The following is a 22,845-nucleotide window of genomic DNA, read 5'->3' on the forward strand; positions in this document are numbered from 1 at the left end:
GCGCGGTCGGCTTCCGGGGGTTCCAGCTCTGAAGGAAAAGGTTTCATCCCCGGCCTGTCTGGGGGCGGCCCGGAGACTCGTCCGGGACCTAACCGACGGCCGGGCTTCGTCGATGGCCATGAGATGACCTGCCAGCGCCGGCCGCGCACCTCCTCCCGCGTGCGCGTGGGCGGACGCGCGCTTCGCAACTGGGCGCATGACCGCCCGGGGGTGCCAGCATCGCTCGTGCCCTTCATTTTGCCTGTTCAGGCGTGATGCGGAGGATACGAGATTCGAACTCGTGAGGGGTTGCCCCCAACACGCTTTCCAACTGTGTTGGTGGGGCGGTGAGCCGTGTGCAAGGGCGTTCACCTGCGTTCACGCGAGGCTGTCCTCCGGGAGACAGCTGGCGTCCAGTCCTGTCTGAACGGCCGTGAACGGGACTGACTGAGACGGAAACTGAGACGGTGGCGCGGGGCGGCTGCTTCACTCCTCCCCAGGTGGGATGAGGCGATCGGCGCTCTCAGCGTCGTCCACGTGTCCGTGGGCATCGACGGTGATCGGGGTGGCTCGTCCCTTGGCCGTAACCAGCCACGCGAGCACCTGCTCAGTCAGTGGCCCGTTGTCGGGCCCCTCATCCTTCCAATACGCACGCCAGCCGCCTCCCGGTATGGCCGCCACCACCTGGCCCGCCTGTTCCAGGTGGGTCCGGGTAGTCCGTCACCGGGTGGCGTGTCCTGTTGAAGTAACGCATGCGGTCATCGTCTACGACGGTGGCCGGCCTCGTCATAGGAGCGACCAACTTATAAGAGGCCCCCTCCCCACGGCAGAGCAGCAGGTAGGGGGCCTCTTCGGGCTCTGCTTACTTCTTCTTGCCCTGGGTCTTGCAGGGGATCTTGGTGCCCTGCGTTTTCGCTGCTCAGGGGCGGTGGCCTCGCGCACGTGGTGGTCGTCGTTGGTCGTCATTGGCCACTGTCGAGCGACCTCGGACGGCCCAGGGACGGCCCAGCTCCTCGGCCTGAGCGGCGGCAGTCCGGCCTCAGCGCGAGGGGCGCCTCTTCGGGGGAACCGGGCCAGGGATCACATCCTTGCCAAGGTGCTCCTTGATCAGGTATTTGAGTTCCGGCCCTTCGATGAGCTGGAGCCGACCGTGCTGACGGGCAAAGTCATGGCTGGCCCTTCCAAACCACGAAGTGGTGATCAAGACTCCCTTGGCAGCACGCTTGTGCTCCACCACTCCGGCGAGCGCCTGGACGGACTCAACAATCTGGTGAACGCCTACACTCTCGCTGCGCTGATCGGTACAAGCCTTGACGTGGCGGACTCGTTGACCAGGCCGAGCGGTGGGTGACGCACGGACAAGGAGTAGCAGTGGCAGCGACTTGCAGGACGGCGAACCGAACCTGGCGTTGGTACGGCGTGACCGCCCTCGCCTCAGCTGTGTTCTCTGCCGTGTTCGTGCAGGCGACGCTCCTTGCGAAGTGGTATGTGGAACACCCGGTGATCGACCCCGGCGACGATTCACCTGGCGGCGGAAACATGGGGAACGTGCTCGCCTTGCCGTTTTTCGCTGTCGCTGCGATCGCTTGCCTGCTGTTCCCTCTGCTCTGGGGGATCGCGGCGTTTCGCACGCGGAAGGGCGCGGCGGTGAAGGTTCTTTCGGAGATTTCCACCGTCCTGCAGGGGGTCACCTCGCTGGTGGCACTTCCGGTCGCCAAGGCCCTGCCATACAACTGGGCCAACCTCACAATCCTTGTCGCCGCAGACCTGGTCGCACTCAGCATCGTCGTGAGACCGCTCTGGTCGCGTCGGACAGATCCTAGGTCGGCGTAGCGGCTTTGGGGTGGCGCTGCTTTGGCGCGAGTGATCATGGCCCCGTAAGCTTCCGGCGCGTCGGGCAGTCTGTGGACCTGCCCGGTAAAGCACGACGTTGGGGCCATGATCTTCGAGGCTCGCGCCAAAGTGGCTCCGTAAAGCCGTGGAGCCGACCGCCCCAGCCACGACGTGTTCTGACCTCATGCACTGTGTGCCTGCCTCTTGGGCGGGAGCGGGCGGCCGGCGGTGCCGAGCGGGGCGGAGACATGAGCGCGGGCGGCGCCGGCCGCCCGCTCCCGTCCGGAGGAGCGAAGCGACGACGGGTGCTTGAAAACCGGTAGAGAAAGTTGTAACTCAGTCGGTCGGGTGGGGCTTGAAGACGTGTGCGCAGGCTGGGAGTTCAGCCCTCTGGCGGTGTGCGAGCGGCAGGAAGAGCACTGGGCGGATGGTCCACGTGATGCGGGTGCGGTTGTGGGTGACGGTGACCGTGGAGGGTTCGGAGCGCAGCAGGGCATGCCGGGTTGCTACGCGGCCTTGGTACAGCCAGGCCCAGGCCTGATCCGAAGCGTCGGGGTCCAGGGCGGGTGAGATCGTGCGGAGCGCGACCGCGACCCATCTGTCTGCCTGGGGTGCCGAGTAGGCGTCGAAGGATGCTTGGTGGCATGCCGGCTGTTCGTGTTCGGTGAGGTCTTGGGTCCAGCACTCGCACCAGTAGCCCCGTCGCGGTTTGTGGGTGTCGATCGGGGCGGTGCTCAGATGCGTCGACTGAACCGAAGTGGCAGGTCCCTGCTGTACGGCTTCCTTTGAGGCGTCGACGGTGAGAGTGCCAGTAGTCGAAAACGTGGGTCGCTCGGGAGCGGGTAGGGCGATTTCGGCCCAGCAGTGCTTGCCTTTGGCCGTCGGTTCGGCGCCGTAGCGGTTGGACAGGGCGGCGACGAGGAGCAGGCCGCGGCCGTTCTCGCTGAATTCCTCCGGGAGGCGGGGCCGGGGAAGCGACTTGTCGGAGTCGTGAACCTCGATGCGCAGGGCGGTATCGGTGAGTCGTACCGTCAGGCGCACTTGGCCGGTGCCGGCGTATCGGACCGCGTTGGTGAGCAACTCGCTGATCACCAGCGCGGCGGTGTGCACTACCTCGTCGTCCAGCTCGACTGCCCATCCCTGTATCGCGGACACGGCTTGGTGCCGGGCGGCGGTGACCGCGGTTGGCGTGGCGGGTACGGAGAGAGCGAGCTGGTGCGTTGCCATGGGCGGCCTTTCGGGTGGGGGTGGCCTCGTCACGCAATCAGGTGCTCGCGGTTGTCGGTTGGTGTCGTCGTCCGCGCTGCATTGGCTATGCGGAAGCTGCATCACCTCGCAGAGCGGCTGATCTACGCTCGGTTGATCAGGCAGGATCAGCGGCGGCGGAAGGGGCCGTGGCAGATGGCCGAAGCACGCAGCGAAGCACTACGGATCGGTGAAGTCATTCGCCGGGCCAGGGTGTTACAGCGGCGCTCGCAGAAGGACGTTGCCGCCGCGCTCGGCTACCACCAGTCCAAGCTGAGTCGGCTGGAGAGCGGCCGTGGCACGGAGGACATCCGCGTCCTGCGCGCGGTCGCACAGGAACTCGACATCCGACCGGTGGAGTTGGGGCTCACCTCTGCGTTCGACGCTTCCTCCGCCGATCATCAGGCTGACGACATGCACCGCCGCACTTTCCTCGCCGCGAGCCTCGCCGCGCTCACGCCCCCGGTCGGTTCGGCGTCCGCCCACCACGACCTCGTCCAGGCACTCCTCCCCGGTCCGAGTCCGGCGGCTTCCGGCGCACCCTTGGACGCGGCAGTCCTCCGAGAACGGGTCGGCACGGCTCGCAGGCTCTTCTACACCTGCGATTACGCAGCACTGGAACGGACGCTCCCCGGTCTGATCGCCGACCTTCGGCACGCCGCCGCCGATGACCGAACAGCCACGGATGGGCTCGCCGGGCTGCTGGCCACGGCGTACCAGACCTCGACCAGCCTGCTGCTCAAGCAGCACGACCAGGGCAACGCCTGGCTCGCGGTCGGCCGGGCGATGGCCGAGGCCGAGCGCTCCGGCGATCCGGTGATCCTTGCGTCCAGTGTGCGTGTACAGGCTCATGTCCTGGCCCGTGAGAAGCACAGCGCCCAGGCCGTCACTCTCGTCCGCCATACCGCCGGCCGGCTCACCGGCTCCTACGACCGCCGTTCCCCGAAATACCTCGCGGCCGTGGGACTGTTGCTGCTGCGTGGCGTGACCGCGGCCAGCGCCGGAGGGGATCGTGCCGCCACGGGTGAATTCCTCACCGAGGCGAAGGAACTGGCCCGGTACGTCTGCCTCGACCGGCCCGACGCGTGGGCCAACTTCAGCCCGACCAACGTCGCCCTCCACGAGGTCAGCGCTCTGGTGGCTTTCGGCGATGCAGGGCACGCCATCCGAGCGGCGCGCCCGCTGATGCGCATGCCCATCCCCGTCCCCGAGCGTCGGGCCGCCCTGTGGGTGGAGGCCGCACGCGCCTACAGTCAGCAGGACCGGCTCTCCGACGCCTACCAGGCCCTGCGTATCGCCGAGGCGTCCGCCGCCCAGGACGTCCGCCGCCCGGCCGTGCGCGAGCTGGTCGCCGATCTGGTCGCCCGCGACCGCCGCCGTACCCTGCCGGAACTGCATCACTTCAGCCGCCGACTGGGAGTTCCCGCGTGACCGGGCTGGCCGTTCCGGAGCAGAGGCCGTTCCTGTACGTCGTCGTCTGCGCCTGCGGCATCGCCTCCGACGTCGGCAAGCTGATCACTGCGGCCCAGGGGCGGCACTGGGACGTCGGCGTCATCGCGACCCCGCAGGGTCTGGGCTTCCTCGACACCGACGCGATCGAGGCCCGGACCGGCTACCCGATCCGCTCCGCATGGCGCACACCCGGCGAGGCCCGCCCGTTGCCGCCCGCGGACGCCATCGCTGTTGCCCCGGCCACCTTCAACACGGTCAACAAATGGGCGGCCGGCATCTCCGACACCCTCGCCCTGGGCATCCTGTGCGAGGCGTACGGCATGGACATCCCCACCGCCGTCCTGCCCTATCTGAACGCCGCCCAGGCAGCTCACCCCGCCTACCGGCAGAGCCTCGAACGGCTCCGCGATGACATGGGCGTCCTGATCGGCTCCTACGAGCCCCACAGGCCGAAGGCCGGCGGCGGAGCGGACCGCTTCCGCTGGCAGGAGGCCCTGGACCTGCTGGAGCCACAGCTTCGTCGGCGGCCGTGATAAGGAGGACGGACGATCACCCCTGCTAGCGTTCCCGCGTGCCCGCGGATATACAGCGCCTGGTCGATGAACTCGTCGCACAGATGAAGTCCGGCTCCGCTCCCGCTTACCGCACCGCGATGGAGCGGCTTGCGGAGACTGCTCGGGCGGGAGGGCCCGAGAGCCTGACGGCCGCCGTAGAAGCTCTCGCGCCCTTGCTGCCAGGTCTGAGCGGGGACTTCGCCATGACGGCGGTTCTGGCGGGCGCCTGCGTCGAGTGGGGTGCGTCCCCCATGGCTCTCGTCGGCGTACTGCCGCAGCGCGCCTCGGAAGCCATGATGCTCAACGAGGTGGTGCCGGAATTCTGGGAAAAAGCAGCGCGCGGCCGAGCGCTGCCCGAACCGGTGAGCGCCAGCACCGATCAACTGGTGCGGAAGCTGACGGGACTGGCCCGGTGGCGCCGGGGCGTCGACAAGAACACCATGACCCGGATCGCCATGTCCTGGTTCGACATGGAGCACTGGCTCAAAGCCCTGATCACCGTCATGGCGGACGCAGAATTCCGCGCGGCCGTCCCCGGCGAGGTCAAAGCCGAGTTGCGCGAACACGCCGCAGCGGTCGCCCACCGGTCCCAGCGAGCTGCTTGGGTCGGCGCGCTGGCTGCCGTCCTCGACGACGAGCCGCTGGTCGTCATCGACCCTCGCACACACCAGGGATACGCCCTCACGATGAGTGGGGTCGGGGACAACGGCCAGTTGCACATCCTCCTGGCGGACCGCCTCGTCGGGGATCCCGGACAAGGCTTGGTCACTGGGGATCGCCCCGCGCGGTCCTGGGTCGAGGCGGCGAGCAGCGGCGACCCCCACCTCGTCCCCGACGACGCGGCGATCCGCTGCTTCCGCCTCTTCGACGGCCAGGGGACCTACATCAGCCCGGAAGGTGTGCCTGCCGACATAGGGACCATCGACGGCACCCGCGTCCTTGTGCTGCACCCGCCGAACGGCACCTACGCCCTGGGCGTGGGTCGAGTGTTCGAGCACATGGTGCCGGCCCTCCACCTCGACCGGATCCTGGAACCGGCCGAGACGCAGCGCTTGCTCGTCCGGCTGGCTCCCGCCGTTGAGAACGATCTGATGGCCGACTAGACGAAAAGGCCACCTCCCAGCGGCGAACCCGCAGGCAGGGGGCTTGATCAGTCAGGGTTACTTCTTCTTGCCCTGGGTCTGGCGGGCCCGTTCTTCGGCCCTGGTCAGCGCGGTGCGCACCCCAACTGACCTGCGTTCGGACGGTCGTTGGCGGTCGTTGCCTGTCATCGTCGGTCGTCCTCGGAGGGCCCCGAAGTTGCCTGCCCCAAGACCTCCCGGAAGGCCCCGTAAAGGAGCGGCCTACGGCCGCGTGTCTCTGGGCTCGCTACGCTCGCGCGCCGGCCGCAGTCCCTGGCGAACATTGCCCGCGACAGCGGCGCTCTCTGCGCGCGTGAGGACAGTCCTTGCCCCTTCGGGGCAGACAGGCCGACGCGGTAAGGGCCGTGGAGGGGCAAGGGGAGCTGAGCGCGTCGCCCCATGGCCAGCAGGGACGGCTATGAACGCGGCTTTTCCATGATGTGCGAGCACCGAGCCTTCAGATTACGCTCCGAAGTGGGGCAATAACAGAACGTGCTGTCGATCGAATGACAGCACGGCTGCACGCACGCCACCTCCGGAAGGACCCAGGCATGACCACTACGGCACGAGACGTCGTCCAGCTCAAGCTGGAACGAGCCTTCGACACCATGGACGCCAACAACGACAGCTACGTGGACTGGTCGGACTACCAGCAGCTCGTGGACCGCTACATCAGCGTCTTCAAGCTCGGCCAGAACGACCCCCGGGCCGGCGGAATCCACGCCTTCTACCAGATGTACTGGAACGAGCTCATCCGGCACGCGCGACCGAACGGGCAGCAGCAGCGGCTCTCCAAGGAACAGTTCGTCGAGGCCAACCGCCTTGCGAGCATCGACACCAGTCGGCTCAACATGGTCGAGGGCTGCGGCCACGCGATCTTCGACTGCATTGATGTCGACGGCGACAACGAGATCAGCAAGGAAGAGTTCGAGACCTTCCTGAGGAAGGTCTGGAAGGTCTCCCAGCCCGACGCGATCGAGACCTTCCACAAGCTCGATCTGGACGGGGACGGCCACATCTCGCGGCAGGAGTTCATCCGGGCAGCACACGAGTACTTCTACTCCAACGACCCGAACGCTCCGGGCAGCCTCCTCTTCGGACACGTCTGATCGTCCCGGGTCCGTCCCGCGCAGGTTCCCGGTAATCGGTCAGCACGCCGCCATGCGGCGTGCTGACCGATCCGGCAAGGTGTACGCGCACCTCATGCCCAGCAGCCAGGACCGCGCCCGGAAGGCCATCGGGCGCGCGCTCCGACCGCAGGACGCGGGGCGCTGAGGGCCCAGAGTGGGCCCAGGCCGTGAGAATGCCCCCGCACCGCGCCGTATGCTCAGGTCGGGGGCATGATCACCAAACCTACTTCTTCTTGCCCTGGGTCTTGCCCAAGAAGTTGGCGACCTGCGTTTTTGCTGGTCCGAGCGGTGCCTCGCTGCGCCTACGTAGGTGTCATTGGTCGTCGTTGGCCACTGTTGAGCAAGCTCGCACGGCCCAGAGACGGCCCAGGACGCCAGGCCATCCGCCGCACCGCACCTTCTGATCCGCGCCCCGACCGCGCCCTGCCGGGCGCACGCAACCAGCGGTTCAGCCGCCGAGTTGTCGACTTGACGCTGATCCAGAGGGGCGGTGCGAGGCGGGCGAGTGTGGGGGCGGCTCGCCCGGCGCGACGTGCTGCTCTACGCGAGGACGACGAGACCGCCCGCTGATCCGTGGAGGCCCGCGGCGGAGCCGTTGAGGGCAAGAGCTGCTGGTGGGATCTGGCATGCGAGCCCGACGCCACGCGCCTCGTTGCGATCTGATGGCGGACCCATACCCGGGCGAGGTGTGGCGCGAGCTGCCGCCCGTGAGTCATCCCAGGGCGTGGCCGAACCTGACGCTCACCTTGCGGCAGATCCGGTCGGTTGATCTTGCGGAGTAGAGTCGAACCACCTGCGCGAGAACCGGCGTCAGTACCACGCCAAGAGATTTGGATCATGTACGTCGCCCCGGGCCCGGGCGCCGACTGGCCGCCTCAAGTGTCAGAGACGCTTGAGCAGCTCAGCCTTCTTCTCCGCGAACTCCTCGTCCGTGAGGATGCCAGCGTCGTGGAGCGACGCGAGCTTCGTGATCTGCTCGACAACACCCGGCTGAGCTGCGGCCTCGGCCGGTGCCCCATGTTTGCCTCGCTGGACCATCGAAGAAGCGAGGTCCAAGATCTTCTCGGTCACGCCAGGCTGCGCCGGGAGGGGCTCCGAAGACTCGGCCTGCGCGGAGGTATCAGTTACGACCTGCTGGCCCTCGAGCAATACGGAGAAGATCACGAACAGCTTCTCCGGCAACTCAATGATGGACTGATTGCCGTCGGCCCAGTCCACGCGGACGGTGTGCCCGGATTTCATGGAAGCCCCGAGGCCGGCACCGACAGCCTTACCGATCATCCCAGGCAGAGCAGCCTTCGCGGCAGCCTGGCCCATGACGCCGGCGACACCTTCCCTGGTCGAGAGTTCCTCCCACTCGAGCACGGTCTCGGCGTTGAGCTTGTGCCGCTTGAATGGGTTGCGTGGGTGCTGGACGGTGAGCCCGCCGTGACCTGAGAGAACGCTGCCGCTCGCCAAGTGGCCACCCACTACGCGTCCCTGGTTTGTCAGCGTCTGCAGAATCGCCATTCGCGAAACGTAGAGCAAGACTTCGGCCCGAATCAAGCCCAGAAGATCAGCCGGACGTCGTCGACGGGTCGAGAGGCTCAGGCGGGTCGTCGTATGACATCTGAGCCTCCTTGAAGACGAAGAACTGGTACGCGAGGCACAAGTTGAAGATCCGCATCGTCGGCGTCGTGACCGGCACATCACCTCTGACCTGGCGTTGCCCGCTAGCCGAGCGCGAATCTTCGGCGCCTGCGACACGCATTCGACAGAGGGGGATACGCAGGCCCACCGGCTACGGCCAGTGCCGGGTATCCGGTTGAGCATGCTTGCCCTGGTCCACAGCTCGTACAACGTCGCAACCACGGTGTGGGCCTTCGTGATCTCCATCCTCATCGTGCTGGCAGTCGGTTGGTACTTCCGGCGTCGGAGGTAGGTCCGACACCCGCTTCAGGAGAGAGGCGGAGGAGTGGGGGCGCTGACCTGCAGCTTTGATACCTGATCAGGCTGCCGAGAACTCGACCGCGAGACGCTGCCGTTGGCCGTGGCTGACCTCTGCATCTGGCACGGCAGTGGCATGAACCTCAGCCGACGACAGTCAGCCACGACGGTGGGTGCGCCGCACGACCAGACACGCGTATGCCTCGCTGCACCCCCACCGGCCTCGCCACGCTATTGGGGTGTGCCGTCGACCAGAGCAAGCAGACACGGCCGACTCGTGACGACGGCCGAAGCCCTCAGCTTGGGAAGCTCGGGTCTTCTGCCGGTAGTTGCTCCGCTGAGCTGCGGTGGGTCAGTGTCGAGCCCTGGTTACAGTCACCGCCGTTCCCCGTGGTTCCCCGCGGGATCTGGCACGCCTATGGCACGACCCGTGCGCTCCGCCGTCCTCAGGGTCGAGACCCGGACTTGGGAGAATGAGCCTCAGTCCACGACACTTAGCCACGACGACGGGGCAAGAATTGTCCAATATTGGGTAGGTATGGTCGACGCGGAGACATCGGGTCGTAGCGTTCCCATTACGGACAGCCGCCCACCTCCCTATGATCTGATGCGTGACAGGGGCATCCGGTTGGATTTGGGATCCAGACTCCTGGCAAGAGTGGGCTATCCGCCTACTCCGCCAGCAGTACGGCGCTGACAATGTGATCAAGGTTCCGGATCAAGATCGCGGGGACCTTGGAATTGAGTGTTTCACGCGGAGCGGGATCGTCTACCAGTGTTACTGTCCGGAGAATCCGGACTTGGGTCCGCGCGCCCTCTACGACAACCATCGAGACAAGATCACTAAAGACATAAACAAGTTTGTTAAGAACGAGGTTGAACTCACGCGTCTCTTTGACAGCGTGAAGATCAGGTCATGGATCCTTTTCACGCCGCGACACGAGTCGCATAAAACTGTGCAGCACTGCAGCGAAAAAGCGACCCTAGTGCGTAGAGCTAACCTGCCGTACGTCACAACCGACTTCATCGTCGACGTTCATGAACTAGCAGACTATAGGGACTCTGCTGAAATCCTGAGGCGGGGCCCCGTGTTGCCTGCTCCCGTAGGAGTGCCGGCAACGATTCCTAAGACTACGGCCGATGGTATTGATTTTCGCCAAGTCCAGGGTTCGCTGATTTCTGTCATGGATGAGAAGCTGTCGCGCATTCCCAGACTCGCCAACTCCGATAAGCGCGCCACTTATCGTGCTCACCTGCTGGGTAGCCATCTGACGGGCGAGGGACTTCTAGACCGTTACATGGAAAGCATCCCTGAGGTATATCAGCAGATCATCGACTGCATTGCAAGTGTAGAAAGAGGACTTCTGCTCGCTTACGGGCCGGGAGATCTGCCCCATAAAGTCCTTGGTTCGGTGATCGGCGAAGTTTGCGAGCGCGTCGAGCAAGTCGTTCCAGGAATTGCCAAGAGTAACGCAGAGAGCATTGCACTGATGGCGGTCACAGATTGGCTTCAGCAGTGTCCGCTTGACTTCGAGGAGGCGGGCTGAAATGCCTCCTGGGTCAGGAATGGTAAATGATGAGATCGGTGCTCAGCCGGTCATCTTTCGGAACAGGCCGCGCCCGATTCCACCAACAAGTGACACAGCGTGGCGTTTGGGTGCCCTAGTTCTTGTCTTGAGCTACTTTCGTGGTTCAACTGCAGATGCCGACGATCTAAACGTTGTGACTCATGCACTAAGGACTCCAACCACGAGAGCTCGGTTCTTGAAATGGTGGGAGGGAGAATTTGTTGCTGGCGTTGGATCATTCAATCTTGAACCCTCACTCGACCTCACGATTCGTCTCGCGCACGCTGAAGGACTGATCTCAGTTTCTCAAAAGGGGCGCGTTTCGCTTCTAGATAAGGGCGGAAATTTCGCTGAAGTATTGAAGTTGAATCCAGAGATTTTCTCTGAGGAGAAAGAATTCTTGCTGCGGCTCGTTCCGATTTCGACGGCCAAGCTGAAGCGTGCCATCGCGCTGATTCGTTGAGGAGATAGCTTTGCTGCGTATTAGGGCTGTGACCATTAAGTCGCTCACGCCTGAGGGCGTCGCTGGCTTTGAGGCCCGCTTCGGGGACGGGCTCACAGTGATTCGCGCGAAGAACAGCTCAGGGAAGACCCTTCTTCTCAACTCGATTATGTATGCGCTCGGGCTTGAGGGAGCACTCAAGCCGGGCAAGCAAGGCATTCTTACCACAGCGCTTACGCGCAGCGTCAAAGTGCGAGGTGCAGAGCGGCCAGTTCGGCAATCATGGATTGACCTCGAAATTACCAACGGTCGGGACTCTATTACCATTCGCCGTTATCCGGTCCCTCCAGAGGGAATCAAGCCCGACTTGATTACAGTATGGGATGGCCCGCTCCTCACCGAATCACGCAACGAAGTAGTCTCCGAGCCTCGCTACTACTACGTAGGAAGGGGCGGGACTGCCCAGAACGAGGCTGGCTTCCATAACTACCTGGCACGATTTCTGGGCTGGGATCTGCCGGTAGTTCCGACTTATAGCGGTAGAGAGGTCCCGCTCTACTTGCAAGTTCTTGCTGCTCTCTTCTTCGTCGAACAGAAGCAGGGCTGGTCCGGCATCGTCCCCAAGATGCCGACTCAATATCAAATCAGGGAGCCGCTGAGGCGATCGATCGAGTTTTACTTGCGTCTCGACGTCATGGAGCGAGCGCGGCGACGATCTGAACTAGAGCAGGGGCTTGCTGTACTACGGGCTGAATATTCGGCACTTCGTGGAGCCTTGGATGCCGCCGCCCACGTGTCCAATGCTCGTGTGGTCAACACTAGCGAATTCGGATCGGCCGCTTTCTATCGCAGTGTACTTTTTGGGGCAGAATCAGGCGAGGCCGATGCAAGTCATGTGTTGACGGTCTTTCATCAAGATCAATGGATTAATCTCGAAGAAATGCTCAGCAATCTCCAAACTCGCATTTCCGAGATGGGAGAGGTGCAGAGATCACGACTTACGGAGGCAGAGGCATCTGCACTGAGCGCAGTTCTCTCAGAGGCCCGTGACAGGCTGCGGCAGATTACGTTGGATCTGCAATCGCTTGATGACTCGGCGAACATGACATATATGCAGCGAGGGATCCTAGAAAAGCGTCGTCGCTTGCTGGAGCAGGAACAACGGCGATATAAAGACATTGCTGCACTCGAAAATCTCGGTGCTCAATATTCTGCTCACGCTATTAGGCACCATGATTGCCCGACCTGTCAGCAATCTCTTGATGGAACGGAGAGCTTGTCGGGCGCACCAGTTCTAACCACAACAGAGAGCGCCGCTCTGGTGGGGCAGCAGTTGGAGACCATCTCGAACGTAATCAACGACGCAGAGGTGGGCGCCAGAGCTAATGAGGCAGCGCGCGGCTCACTTGAGCAAGAGGCCGGGGAGGTGCGCGCTCGCATCAGAGCAATTCAGGCAGATTTGGAGGCCGAGGCGCCTGACGTATCTGTTGCGCGGTTGCAAGCCCGCATCGCCGCTGAAACCCGGTACCAAGAATTGCTGCGCCTGCGGGATAATGCACAAGTTACTGTAAGCGATCTGCTGGATGTTCAGCAGCGATCCAAGCTTGTTAAGCAGGAACTTGATGAGCTAGGGGAGGAAGTCCTTACGGCGCAAGACGCTGCTAAGCTGAATAACTGGCAAAGGGAACTGCAGCGGTTGCTTTCGACTTTCGGATTCGTTGTTTTCGCTCCCGGTGAGATTACAATCGATTCTCAGGCTATGCGTCCAGCTCACGGGGACAGCGATCTCGGCTTCCAAGGTTCGGCGAGCGATGGGCTTAAATTGCGGTGGGCGTATCTTTTGAGCCTTGTCAGAGTCAGCGGCCGTATGGGCGGTTGCCACCCCAGCCTGCTCTTGCTGGATGGCCCAAGGATGTACGACGTTGAGCCGAGGGCTATGCAGGCCTTTCTGCGATCCTGCTCTCAACTTCAAAGCGACAGCGGAAAGGCGCAGATCTTTGTTACTCTGAGTGAGGAGCGTGCTGTCATCGAGGCGTGGCTGTCGGGCTGTGAATATGAGGTCGTGCACATCCCAGACAAGCTGTTGAACTAGGTCGGTGGAGCGGCTTTGGGGTGGCGCTGCTTTGGCGCGAGTGATCATGGCCCCGTAAGCTTCCGGCGCGTCGGGCAGTCTGTGGACCTGCCCGTTAAAGCACGACGTTGGGGCCATGATCTTCGAGGCTCGCGCCAAAGTGGCTCCGTAAAGCCGTGGAGCCGACCGCCCCAGCCACGACGTACCCCTTCTCTGGCATCAGGTGGCTGATTGCCATGAGCGCGGCACGGGCGCCGGTCGGGCTGGAGCGGGGCGGAGACAGGAGCGCAGGCCCGGCCGGGGGCCGGGCCGCGCGCGGGGAGCGGAGCGAGCCGCCTTGAACCAGTAGAGAAAGTTGTAACTCAGTCGGTCGCGTGGGGCTTGAAATCGTGTGCGCAGGCTGGGAGTTCGGCACCCTGACGGTGTGCGAGCGGCAGGAAGAGCACCGGTCGGATCGTCCATGTGATGCGGGTGCGGTCCTGGGTGACGGTGACTGAGCAGGACTCGGAGCGCAGGAGGGCATGGCGGGTTGCTACGCGGCCTTGGTACAGCCACGCCCATGCCTGGTCGGATGCGTCGGGGTCCAGGGCCGGTGAGATCGTGCGGAGTGCGACCGCGACCCACCTGTCTGCCTGGGGTGCCGAGTAGGCGTCGAAGGATCCTCGGAGTGCCGGCTGTTCCTGCTCGGTGACGTCTTGGGTCCAGCACTCGCACCAGTAGCCGGTGCGGGGCTTGTTGGTCAGCACGGGTGTTCTCCCCTGCGGGTGTCCGTGAAGAGTTCCGCGGTGACGGTGTGGCCGCCGTCGCTGTCGTGGACGACGACACGGTGAGCGATCACGCTGACCATGCCCAGGCCTCGGCCGTGCTCGGCGTCGTCGGCCTGGTCCTCGACCTTCGGGGCCGTCTCGGTGCCCCCGTCGTCGGTGACCGACAGGGCGATCACCCGCGGGGAGACCGCGAGGGCCAGGTGGAACCTGCCGGACTCCAGTCCGCTTGCCGTGTGGAGGATCGCGTTCGCGCTGAGCTCGCTGACGATCAGTTCGGCGTCTTCGGCTAAGGGGGATCCGCGCAGGATGTCGCGGGTCCAGCGGCGGGCTCTGCTGACCTCTTCGGGAAATCCTGGGCAAGTGAGCCCCCAGACCCGGACGCTACTCGTATACTCGTGCATACAAGTTCCTTCGTGCTGGTAGGCCGCCATGTGCAGCGGGTTCGGGCTAGACGAGTTTCACGCCGTCGTGGGCGCGGATGGCGGGCAGCGACGCTGCGTCCATGGCATCCAGGACGCGGATGGCGTACGCCTCGTCGGCAAGCTCGGTGACCTCTTCGCGGGTGGCCCAGCGCAGTGCGCGGGTCTCGTCACCGGTGGTGGGTATGCCGTCGGCCGCCTGGCAGCGGAAGACCAGCGAGACGATCAAGCCCTTCATGTTCTTGTAGACGCCGGTCAGGGTCGCGGAGGGTGCGATCTTGATGCCGGTTTCTTCGAGGACTTCGCGCTGGAGGGCCTCGGGGATGGTTTCCTCACGTTCGAGGACACCGCCCGGGGGTTCCCACTTGCTGTTGTCGCGGCGCTGGATCAAGAGGGCCCGGCCGTGGTCGTCGATGACGACTCCGGCGACGCTTACGGAGTGCGGGCGGTCTGTGCTCACGTTCCTCGGACCTCTCGGCTGGCTAGGCTCTCCACCGTAGCAACACCACTCACCCACTCGTCTAGATACCTAAAGGAGTACGCGTGAGCCCTCTTTCTTCCGGCCTGCTCGGTGATCTCGACCCCACGAGCGATCGTGCGGTCTTCCGGCAGATCGCCGACCAGCTGCGCGAAGCCATCGACCGCGGGCGATTCAGAGAGGGCGAAAAGCTGCCCTCGGAGGCCGAGCTTGTCGAGCGTTACGGGGTTTCCCGGATGACGGTTCGAAACTCCTTCTCCATCCTCCAGGGGGAAGGGCTCGTGCACGCCGAGCACGGCAAGGGCGTGTTCGTGCGGCCCCGGCCGCCCGTGCGGCGCCTGGCCTCCGACCGCTTCGCGCGCCGGCACCGGGAGCAGGGCAAGTCCGCGTTCATCGTCGAAGCGGACGCGGTGGGGAGTCACCCTCAGGTCGACAGCCTTGAGGTGAAGGAGGAGAAGGCGAGTCAGGATGTCTCCGCCCGGCTGGGGTCCGTGCGGCGTGTGCTGGCCCGGCGGCGTCGGTATCTCCTGGATGGGCGGCCGGTCGAGTTCGCCACCTCGTTCCTGCCCCTCGACATCGCGCGAGGCACGCCGATCGCCGAACCCAACCCCGGGCCCGGTGGCATCTACGCCCGGCTGGAGGAGCTGGGTCACCGGCTCGACCACTTCGAGGAGGAGATCCGGGCCCGGATGCCCTCGCCCGCTGAGGTCAAGACGCTCCGGCTCGCCTCCGGCGTGCCCGTCATCCACCTGATCCGGACCGCCTACGACACCGAGGGCCGGGCCGTGGAGGTCTGCGACACGGTCATGGCGGCGGACGCCTACGTCCTCTCCTACCAGCTCCCGGCGACCTGATCGCATGGGCGGCGGCGGTGCAGTTCTAGGAGGTCGATTCGTCCTCACCTTCAGGGGCTGGGGTGAACCAGTGGCCGATGTTGTTCCACATGAAGCCCTCCCGCCATGCTGGCTTGTCGGTCACCCAGCCGAGGAGAGCTTGCAGGACCTTGTCCTGCGACACCGTCTGTGTCTGGTAGTGCTCCGCAGGGACGCCTTCGCGGTATTCCAGCTGGTAGGTGTTGTTGTCGCGGAACCAGACCTGGATGTACCAGTCGCCCTCGACTTCCTCGTCCTGCCGCTCAAGGATCAAGTGCTCGTTGCCGCGCCGCAGGTTGGCGAGCATGGTCCCTATCGCCGGCTTCGAGGGTCGCTTCACCGTGTGGCCGCGGGCGTTGGTCGCTATCAGCATGGGTGGATTCTGGTGGGTGGGTCTGACAGCGGGGGCAGGACACTCCTTCGAACTCGTACACCCCAACACGCTTACTCGTATAGACGAGTGGGCAAGTGGTGTGACAACGTAGTCCGCGCGAACCCGGCCAGTCGGGTTCACATGGTGCTACACGTATAGACGAGTAGATAGGGGAAGTTCCTTGCGTACCATCCGTGTTGAGACTGCGGCCGCGACGATCCTGCTGACCGAGGCTCCTGAGCCGAAGGTTCGTGACCGGCAGACCGGTGAGATCGCCAAGGACGCGACCAGTGGCGAGGCGTTGATGACGCTCGGTGTCGTCTACATCGAGGACGGCGAGTCGTCGCTGTTCAAGGTCACCGTTCCGGAGAGCGGTATCTCTGAGGGGCTGGCCCTTGGGGCGCCGGTCTCGCTGCCGGGCCTGGTCGCCCGGCCGTGGGAGTCGGTGTTCAACGGCCAGCAGCGGCACGGCATCGCCTTCCGGGCCGCCGCCGTCACCCCGGCCGCCTTCCCGGCCGCTTCTGGGGCCGCTGCCTGATGGCCGATCTGACGACGCTCCTGGAGGTGGGTGGTCCCCTCGCCGCGCTCGGCGGCGGGGCCGCCTACACCCGGGCCAGGCACCCGGGGGTCTACTGGTCCACGGTCGGCCTGCCGATATCCACCGCCCGGCTGCTCGCCTCGTACGGCTCGGTCATGGAGGCGTGCGGCCTGACCGTCGCTCCGTCCCGGCTGCGGGTCCTCGCCCTCAAGGCGACCACTCGGCGGGAGGTGCGGCCCGTGCCGCCTCGTCGGGGCATCATCCGGCCCACCTCGACCGGGCTGCGGCTTCGGCTCCGGCTCGCCCCCGGGCAGGAACCTGCCGACGTCGCCGCCTCGGCGGAACGGCTGCGGCATGCCTGGGGCGTTCACGCCGTGTACGTCACGACCGTCAAGCCGGGCGTGGTCGAGTTGCGGCTCGTCGGCTTCGACGTGCTGCGGCGGGTGCGGATGCCCCGTAAGGCCGACGGCGGCTTTCTCAGGGTGCCGGTCGCGCTGCGGGAGGACACCACTTCCTTCGTGCGCGACTACCGCACCGTTCCGCACCAACTCACCCTCGGCGCCACGTTGTCCGGCAAGTCGATGTACCTGCGTCACCTCATCGCCGGGCTCGCTCCTCAGCCGGTCGCCCTGGTCGGCATCGACTGCAAGCGGGGCGTCGAGCTGGCGCCCTTCGCCGCCCGGCTCTCGGCGCTGGCCGCCGACCCGGAGCAGGCGGCCGAACTGCTGCCCGTGCTCGTCAAGGAAATGGAGGACCGATACGACCTGATCAAGGCCCGGCAGGGCATCGCCCCGGGCACCCCGGACGAGGAGCTCACCTCCGACATCTGGGGCCTGCCCGAGCACGAACGCCCCACGCCGGTCGTGCTGTTCGTCGACGAGGTGGCCGAACTCTTCCTCATCGCCACGAAGAAGGACGAGGACCGCCGCGACGAGATGGTCACCCAGCTCATCCGGCTCGCCCAGCTCGGCCGCGCCGCCGGCATCTATCTGGAGGTGTGCGGGCAGCGCTTCGGCGCCGAACTCGGCAAGGGCGCGACCATGCTCCGGGCCCAGCTGACCGGCCGTGTCTGCCACCGCGTCAACGACGAAGCCTCGGCCAAGATGGCGCTCGGCGACATCGCACCCGAAGCGGTCTACGCCGCTTGTGCCATCGCTCCCGAACGGCCCGGCCTCGCCGTGGCCGGTGACACCTCCGGTGGCTGGTCCCGCATCCGCACGCCGTACCTGTCCCTCGGCGAGGCTGCCGAGATCTGCCGCATCTCGGCGCACCTGGTGCCCGAGCTGCCTGCGCTCAAGCCCTTCCGGCCCGACGTCCCCGTACGACCGGTCGAAGATCCGGTCTCGCTGGTCAAGCCGCGACCGGTGACCGGCTGACCTTCCTTCCAACCTGGTTGGCGTGACCGTCTCGCGCCACGTCCCTACCCCTCCCATGCCTGAACCCGAAAAGGAGCCGCAGCATGCGCGCCCACCTGGCCCGCGTCGACGCGGTACTCGTCCAAGCGGTCATCGCCGCCGCGCTGTCCTTCGCCCACCTGCACGACATCGCCTCGGCCGCCGGGCAGGACGGGTGGAAGGCGTGGGCCTACCCGATCAGCGTCGACCTGCTGCTCGTCGCCGCCTGGCGCCGACTGCGCTCCGGCGATGCGAAAGCCGCCGGGTGGTGCTGGTTCGTCATCGCGCTGACCGCCTCCCTCGGCGCGAACGTCGCCACCGCCGGGCTCCTCGATGTGCACCAGGTGCCGGCCTGGCTGCGCATCCTCGTCGCGGGCTGGCCCGCGGTCGCCTTCCTCGGCGGCACCCTCCTCGCCCACACCGCACCCACGCCGCAGGCAAGCGCCGACCGTGAGGACATCGACGACCAGGAGCGCGGCCCCGAATCCTCACCCGGGCCAACCGCCCAACCCGCCATCGAGGCACCGCCGGAACGCCCCGCGCAACCGGCCGTGGCTGTCCCGGCCGCCCTCGTCGACCACGCCCGCAAGGTCGCCGCCGACCACCACACCCGCACCGGATCCCCCATCGACACCCCGACACTGCGCGCCCGCCTCGGCGTCCCGGCCCCCATGGCCGAAGCCATCGCCGCCCAACTCACCTGACAGCAAGGAGGTACGTGTCATGCGTCCGTCCATCGAGTCCGCCCTGAAACAGGCTGCCGAACTGACCCGGCGCAACGAGTTCGTTCAGGCCGTCGCCATCGCCGAAGCCGCGATCAACCGGGCCACCGACGACGAACACGCCGAGATCCAGCAGTGGCTCACCGACCACACTGCCGACTTCACCGGAGAGGACACCCGCTGATGACCAACCGCCGCTTCCGCAACGTCACCCGCATCGGGCCCGTCCAGGTCGCCACCGCCTACGACGACCGGGGCCGCGAGAAGCACACCGCCGCCTGCACCGCCCCGCGCTGCGGCTTCTCCGCCGACTACGACAGCCGCGCCGCCGCCGAACTCGCCGCCCGCACCCACCGCTGCGCCGTCCGCTGAAAGGACCCCGGACACTGTGACCGTCAGTCTGCCGCTCGTGTTCGTCCTCGGCTTCTTCGTCTGGGGAGCGATCAAGTTCCTCGGCGTCCGTCCCTGGATCGTCATCCTGATCGCCCTCTTCGGCTTCTGGCTCTCCCACACCTTCTTCGCCCCCGCCATCGAATCCGGCACGCGTACCGGCGTGACCGTCATAAACGGCTCACACGCCTAGACGAGTAGATGAGGAGAGATCGACTGTGTTCCTGCCCAAGTACCCGGACACCCCCACGCCGCCGCCCGCGCACACTCACGCCCCGACCGACCCGGCTCCCGCGCGGCGCTCGCTCCCGCCGGTCTCCATCAGCACCGGTGCCGTAGCGGTCGTCATCACCGGCGGCGTGGTCCTCACCGCGCTCCTGGCCGCCGTCGCCGTCTCGGCCATCTCCGTGGCCATCGCCGCCGTGGTCCTGCGCTCCCTGTTCCGCGAGCAGCACCGGCGCTGACCGGCCCCTGACTCCCCGGGGCGGCGCGACACGGCCAAGCATCCGCCGCCCCGGGGCCCATCACTCCTGACCGAGCCCCAGTCAGAAGGAGACCGCCATCTTCACCCGCACCACCCCGCCACCGCTTCAGGAACTCGGCAACCTGGCCTCGGACGGCACCCTGCCCGGTATCCTCCGCCAGCTCTCCGGCCTCGGCGGCTGCACCCACCCGATCCGCCTCGACGGCCACCGCACGGAGTACGGCCTCGACACCACGACCGGCGAGATCGGCAACGTCGTCCACCACATCGACTCGGCGAACCTCCCGGCCGGACAACTCCTCGTCCGCTGCAACAACCGCCGCACCACCCGCTGCCCGGCCTGCGCCGAGGTCTACCGGCGCGACACCTTCCACCTGATCACCTCGGGCCTGCGCGGCGGCAAAGGCACCCCCGAACACGTCGCCGCACACCCCCGCGTCTTCGCCACCTTCACCGCCCCCGGCTTCGGCCCGGTCCACAACCGGCCCACCGGACCGGCCGGCACCGTCCGGCCCTGCCGCTGCGGCACCCGTCACGACCAGGACGACGACGCACTAGGCACCCCGCTCGACCCGGACACCTACGACTACGACGCGGCCGTGCTCTGGAACGCCCACGCCGGTCTCCTCTGGCGGCGCTTCTCGATCTACCTGCGCAGGGAGGTCGCCAAGCGCGCGAGCCTGTCACAGCGCCGGTTCCGCGAACACGCCCGCGTGTCCTTCGCCAAGGTCGCCGAGTACCAGAAGCGCGGCGCCGTCCACTTCCACGCCGTCATCCGCATCGACGGCCCTACCGGCAGCGACACCCCGCCCCCGGCCTGGGCCACCGCCGAGCTGCTGACCGACGCCATACGCGCCGCCGATGCCACCGCTCGCGTGGACGGTCCGGTCATCGACGGCCGGGCCCATGCCTTCGCCTTCGGCCGTCAGCTCGACGTCCGCACCATCCGCTCTGCTGACTTCGACGGCGGCCAGGAACTGACCGAGCGGGCCGTCGCCGCGTACATCGCCAAGTACGCCACCAAGGGCGCCGAGACCGCGACCGGCGCTCTCGACCGGCCGCTGAAGTTCGCCGCCGAACTCGCCCAGCTCGACATCAGCGACCATGCCCGGCGCCTGGTCCGCACCGCATGGACGCTCGGCGCGCGCAAGGACCTCAAACACCTCCGCCTGCGCGCCTGGGCGCACATGCTCGGCTTCCGCGGCCACTTCTCCACCAAATCCCGCCGCTACTCCACCACCCTCGGCGCCCTCCGAGACGCCCGCGCCGAATGGCGTCGAGCCCAAGCGATAGCGGCCAACGGGCCTGAGCCCGCAACGACGTACGTCCTCGCGCACTGGGTCTTCGCCGGTACCGGTCTGTCCGACACCGAAGCCTGGCTTGCCGCGTCCCTCGAACCCGCCCCAGGTACGGAAGGAGAACGCACGCATGGTTGACCGACGCCGCATCTCGGCGGAAGTGGCTACCGCGCCGCGCGCTCTGCCCACGCGGTTCCTGACCCCTGACGACCTGGTGGAGATGTTCGAGCTGCCCAGCGTCGAGAGGGTCTACCAGTGGCGCCGTAAGCGCACCGGTCCGCGTGGTTTCCGGGTCGGCCGGCACCTGCGCTTCGACCCGGACGACGTACGCGCCTGGGTGGAGTCCCAGCTCAGAGGGGCCGCTGCCTGATGGCCGGACACATCCAAGACCGCTGGTACAAGGAAGAGAAGGGGCCGGACGGCAAGACTCGCAGGGTCAAGACCGAGCGCTATGGCACGGGCATGCGCTACCGCGCCCGCTACGTGGGCCCGGACGGCACCGAGAAGTCCAAGAGCTTCCCCGACCGTCAGAAGCGGATCGCCGAACAGTGGCTCTCGCAGACTGAGGCGGATATGGCGCGGGGGCAGTACATCGACCCCCGCGCGGCCCGGATCACCTTCCAGCAGTACACCGAGAAGTGGGTGACCCACGCGCCGGACCCGAACACGCAGGCCTCGATGGAGTCGCAGCTCCGGTTGCACGCCTATCCTTACCTGGGCTCGCGCCCTCTCGGCTCCTTCCAGCCCGCTCACATCCGCGACTGGGTGCAGCAGCTTCAGGAGAACGGCGTCCGTGGCTCGTATGCCCGGACGATCTACTCCAACGTGCGCGCCGCCCTCAGTGCGGCCGTGGATGACGGGCACCTTCCCCGGAACCCGTGCGCCGCCCGCTCAGTCCGTCCACCGTCTGTGGACAACAAGCGCGTCGTGCCCTGGACACCGGAACGGGTCTTCGCCGTCCGGGCCGGCATGCCCGAGCGCTACCGAGCCATGGTGGACCTGGGCGGTGGCTGCGGCCTTCGGCAAGGCGAGATCCTGGGCGTGGCCGTCGACGCGATCGACTTCGAGTCGGACACCCTCCACGTGGTCCAGCAGCTCAAGCTGAGCCGCAGCAAGCCGGTCTTCGCCCCGCCGAAGGGTGGCAAGCTCCGGGACGTACCGCTCCCCGGTCCAGTCGCTGACGTCCTCCGGGCCCACATGAAGCGATTCCCGTCGGTAGAGATCACCTTGCCGTGGAAGGTGGCGGACGGGCCTCCGGTGACCAAGCGGCTGATCTTCACCGGACCGCGCGGCGGGCACGTCTGGCGTACGTCGCTCAACGAGGAGGTGTGGAAGCGCGCCCTCGCCTCGGCTGGCGTGATCCCCGAGCGGAAGCCCGGCGGGTCGTACGCCGAATCCCGCGAGAATGGCATGCACGCACTCCGCCACTTCTACGCCTCGGTGCTCCTGGACGCGGGAGAGAACATCAAGGCCCTCGCCGAGTACCTCGGCCACTCAGACCCGGGCCTGACGCTCCGGGTGTACGCGCACCTGATGCCGTCCAGCCAGGAGCGTACGCGTAACGCTGTGGCCTCTGTCTTGACTCCTCCAGGAGACCGAGGCTCGACGAAGCCGTGGACTTTCTAGGGTGGTAACACCATCCCTGAAAGGCACCCCGGTACCCACATCTTCGACAAAGTCGCGGACTTTCTAAGGTGGTAACACCATCCCTGAAAGGCACCCCGGTACCCACATCTTCGACAAAGTCGCGGACTTTCTAAGGTGGTAACACCATCCCTGAAAGGCACCG

Annotated in this window: 26 protein-coding genes and 1 pseudogene; 19 read left to right on the top strand and 8 right to left on the bottom strand. The window is 66.1% G+C overall.

Translation table 11 applies throughout. The features are described from left to right. Positions 1-1,018 precede the first annotated feature (1,018 nt). Positions 1,019-1,504: a restriction endonuclease gene (locus ABZ915_RS22730; protein WP_361805901.1), complete on the bottom strand. Its 486-nt coding sequence runs from the start codon at positions 1,502-1,504 to the stop codon at positions 1,019-1,021. On the opposite strand from ABZ915_RS22730, the gene ABZ915_RS22735 reads away from it, so the two are divergent. Beyond that, positions 1,399-1,812 carry a hypothetical protein gene (locus tag ABZ915_RS22735; RefSeq protein ID WP_361806328.1) on the top strand — a complete coding sequence of 138 codons (414 nt, stop codon included), beginning with the start codon at positions 1,399-1,401 and terminating at the stop codon, positions 1,810-1,812. The genes ABZ915_RS22730 and ABZ915_RS22735 overlap by 106 nt on opposite strands. 336 nt (positions 1,813-2,148) lie before the next feature. On the opposite strand, the gene ABZ915_RS22740 is transcribed toward ABZ915_RS22735, so the two are convergent. After that, complete coding sequence (locus tag ABZ915_RS22740) at positions 2,149-2,535, bottom strand: hypothetical protein (protein WP_361806308.1); 387 nt, start codon at positions 2,533-2,535, stop codon at positions 2,149-2,151. Between the two features lie 138 nt (positions 2,536-2,673). Next, positions 2,674-3,141, bottom strand: a pseudogene (locus ABZ915_RS22745) (ATP-binding protein); the annotation flags it as partial. Between the two features lie 72 nt (positions 3,142-3,213). On the opposite strand from ABZ915_RS22745, the gene ABZ915_RS22750 reads away from it, so the two are divergent. From ABZ915_RS22750 to ABZ915_RS22765, 4 genes are all read left to right on the top strand, one after another. Then, entirely contained in the window at positions 3,214-4,488 is a 1,275-nt protein-coding gene (locus ABZ915_RS22750) for a helix-turn-helix transcriptional regulator (RefSeq protein ID WP_361805904.1), read from the top strand. After that, complete coding sequence (locus tag ABZ915_RS22755) at positions 4,485-5,042, top strand: flavoprotein (RefSeq protein WP_361805907.1); 558 nt, start codon at positions 4,485-4,487, stop codon at positions 5,040-5,042. Before ABZ915_RS22750 ends, ABZ915_RS22755 begins: the two co-directional genes overlap by 4 nt. 38 nt (positions 5,043-5,080) lie before the next feature. After that, positions 5,081-6,166: a hypothetical protein gene (locus ABZ915_RS22760; RefSeq protein ID WP_361805909.1), complete on the top strand. Its 1,086-nt coding sequence runs from the start codon at positions 5,081-5,083 to the stop codon at positions 6,164-6,166. Between the two features lie 569 nt (positions 6,167-6,735). Next, positions 6,736-7,293, top strand: a complete 558-nt coding sequence (locus ABZ915_RS22765; RefSeq protein WP_361805912.1) for an EF-hand domain-containing protein — start codon at positions 6,736-6,738, stop codon at positions 7,291-7,293. Positions 7,294-8,196: 903 nt separating this feature from the next. On the opposite strand, the gene ABZ915_RS22770 is transcribed toward ABZ915_RS22765, so the two are convergent. Continuing rightward, positions 8,197-8,823, bottom strand: coding sequence for an SHOCT domain-containing protein (locus tag ABZ915_RS22770; RefSeq protein ID WP_361805915.1), 627 nt, complete (start codon positions 8,821-8,823; stop codon positions 8,197-8,199). A gap of 1,028 nt (positions 8,824-9,851) precedes the next feature. Between ABZ915_RS22770 and ABZ915_RS22775 the strand changes: the two genes are divergently transcribed. The 3 genes from ABZ915_RS22775 (at position 9,852) to ABZ915_RS22785 (ending at position 13,342) form a co-directional block, all read left to right on the top strand. Next, complete coding sequence (locus ABZ915_RS22775; RefSeq protein WP_361805918.1) at positions 9,852-10,787, top strand: hypothetical protein; 936 nt, start codon at positions 9,852-9,854, stop codon at positions 10,785-10,787. A gap of 217 nt (positions 10,788-11,004) precedes the next feature. After that, positions 11,005-11,271, top strand: a complete 267-nt coding sequence (locus ABZ915_RS22780; protein ID WP_361805921.1) for a hypothetical protein — start codon at positions 11,005-11,007, stop codon at positions 11,269-11,271. 97 nt (positions 11,272-11,368) lie between these two features. Continuing rightward, entirely contained in the window at positions 11,369-13,342 is a 1,974-nt protein-coding gene (locus ABZ915_RS22785; RefSeq protein ID WP_361805924.1) for a hypothetical protein, read from the top strand. A 341-nt stretch (positions 13,343-13,683) separates the two neighbouring features. Here ABZ915_RS22785 and ABZ915_RS22790 read toward each other — a convergent pair whose 3' ends face one another. The 3 genes from ABZ915_RS22790 to ABZ915_RS22800 are packed head-to-tail and all read right to left on the bottom strand — an operon-like array spanning position 13,684 to position 14,967. Next, entirely contained in the window at positions 13,684-14,067 is a 384-nt protein-coding gene (locus ABZ915_RS22790) for a hypothetical protein (RefSeq protein WP_361805927.1), read from the bottom strand. After that, entirely contained in the window at positions 14,061-14,489 is a 429-nt protein-coding gene (locus ABZ915_RS22795) for an ATP-binding protein (RefSeq protein ID WP_361805930.1), read from the bottom strand. Before ABZ915_RS22795 ends, ABZ915_RS22790 begins: the two co-directional genes overlap by 7 nt. Positions 14,490-14,535: 46 nt before the next feature. Next, positions 14,536-14,967, bottom strand: a complete 432-nt coding sequence (locus tag ABZ915_RS22800) for an NUDIX hydrolase (RefSeq protein WP_361805933.1) — start codon at positions 14,965-14,967, stop codon at positions 14,536-14,538. Positions 14,968-15,050: 83 nt separating this feature from the next. Here ABZ915_RS22800 and ABZ915_RS22805 point away from each other — a divergent pair, with 83 nt between their 5' ends. Further along, complete coding sequence (locus tag ABZ915_RS22805) at positions 15,051-15,839, top strand: GntR family transcriptional regulator (protein WP_361805936.1); 789 nt, start codon at positions 15,051-15,053, stop codon at positions 15,837-15,839. Between the two features lie 25 nt (positions 15,840-15,864). On the opposite strand, the gene ABZ915_RS22810 is transcribed toward ABZ915_RS22805, so the two are convergent. After that, positions 15,865-16,230 carry a hypothetical protein gene (locus ABZ915_RS22810; RefSeq protein ID WP_361805939.1) on the bottom strand — a complete coding sequence of 122 codons (366 nt, stop codon included), beginning with the start codon at positions 16,228-16,230 and terminating at the stop codon, positions 15,865-15,867. A 181-nt stretch (positions 16,231-16,411) separates the two neighbouring features. Between ABZ915_RS22810 and ABZ915_RS22815 the strand changes: the two genes are divergently transcribed. From ABZ915_RS22815 to ABZ915_RS22860, 10 genes are all read left to right on the top strand, one after another. Beyond that, on the top strand, positions 16,412-16,768 hold the full coding sequence (locus tag ABZ915_RS22815; protein WP_361805941.1) for a hypothetical protein: 357 nt from the start codon (positions 16,412-16,414) through the stop codon (positions 16,766-16,768). Continuing rightward, positions 16,768-18,144 carry an FtsK/SpoIIIE domain-containing protein gene (locus tag ABZ915_RS22820; protein ID WP_361805944.1) on the top strand — a complete coding sequence of 459 codons (1,377 nt, stop codon included), beginning with the start codon at positions 16,768-16,770 and terminating at the stop codon, positions 18,142-18,144. Before ABZ915_RS22815 ends, ABZ915_RS22820 begins: the two co-directional genes overlap by 1 nt. An 83-nt stretch (positions 18,145-18,227) precedes the next feature. Continuing rightward, positions 18,228-18,866 (top strand): DUF2637 domain-containing protein, encoded by a 639-nt coding sequence (locus ABZ915_RS22825; protein WP_361805947.1) that lies wholly within the window; start codon positions 18,228-18,230, stop codon positions 18,864-18,866. A gap of 19 nt (positions 18,867-18,885) precedes the next feature. Further along, positions 18,886-19,068: a hypothetical protein gene (locus ABZ915_RS22830; protein WP_361805950.1), complete on the top strand. Its 183-nt coding sequence runs from the start codon at positions 18,886-18,888 to the stop codon at positions 19,066-19,068. Next, positions 19,065-19,256, top strand: a complete 192-nt coding sequence (locus tag ABZ915_RS22835; protein ID WP_361806311.1) for a mobile element transfer protein — start codon at positions 19,065-19,067, stop codon at positions 19,254-19,256. The genes ABZ915_RS22830 and ABZ915_RS22835 overlap by 4 nt, the downstream gene beginning before the upstream one ends. Positions 19,257-19,272: 16 nt before the next feature. Beyond that, positions 19,273-19,467, top strand: coding sequence for a hypothetical protein (locus tag ABZ915_RS22840; protein WP_361805953.1), 195 nt, complete (start codon positions 19,273-19,275; stop codon positions 19,465-19,467). 25 nt (positions 19,468-19,492) lie between these two features. Next, a complete protein-coding gene (locus ABZ915_RS22845) occupies positions 19,493-19,738 on the top strand; it encodes a SpdD protein (protein ID WP_361805956.1) in 246 nt (81 codons plus the stop codon). Positions 19,739-19,898: 160 nt separating this feature from the next. Next, positions 19,899-21,194, top strand: coding sequence for a replication initiator (locus ABZ915_RS22850; protein WP_361806314.1), 1,296 nt, complete (start codon positions 19,899-19,901; stop codon positions 21,192-21,194). Beyond that, on the top strand, positions 21,187-21,426 hold the full coding sequence (locus ABZ915_RS22855) for a helix-turn-helix domain-containing protein (protein ID WP_361805958.1): 240 nt from the start codon (positions 21,187-21,189) through the stop codon (positions 21,424-21,426). The genes ABZ915_RS22850 and ABZ915_RS22855 overlap by 8 nt, the downstream gene beginning before the upstream one ends. Continuing rightward, complete coding sequence (locus ABZ915_RS22860) at positions 21,426-22,682, top strand: tyrosine-type recombinase/integrase (RefSeq protein ID WP_361805961.1); 1,257 nt, start codon at positions 21,426-21,428, stop codon at positions 22,680-22,682. Before ABZ915_RS22855 ends, ABZ915_RS22860 begins: the two co-directional genes overlap by 1 nt. Positions 22,683-22,845 lie beyond the last annotated feature (163 nt).

The sequence above is a fragment of the Streptomyces sp. NPDC046915 genome (assembly GCF_040644935.1).
Taxonomy (GTDB): Bacteria; Actinomycetota; Actinomycetes; order Streptomycetales; family Streptomycetaceae; genus Streptomyces.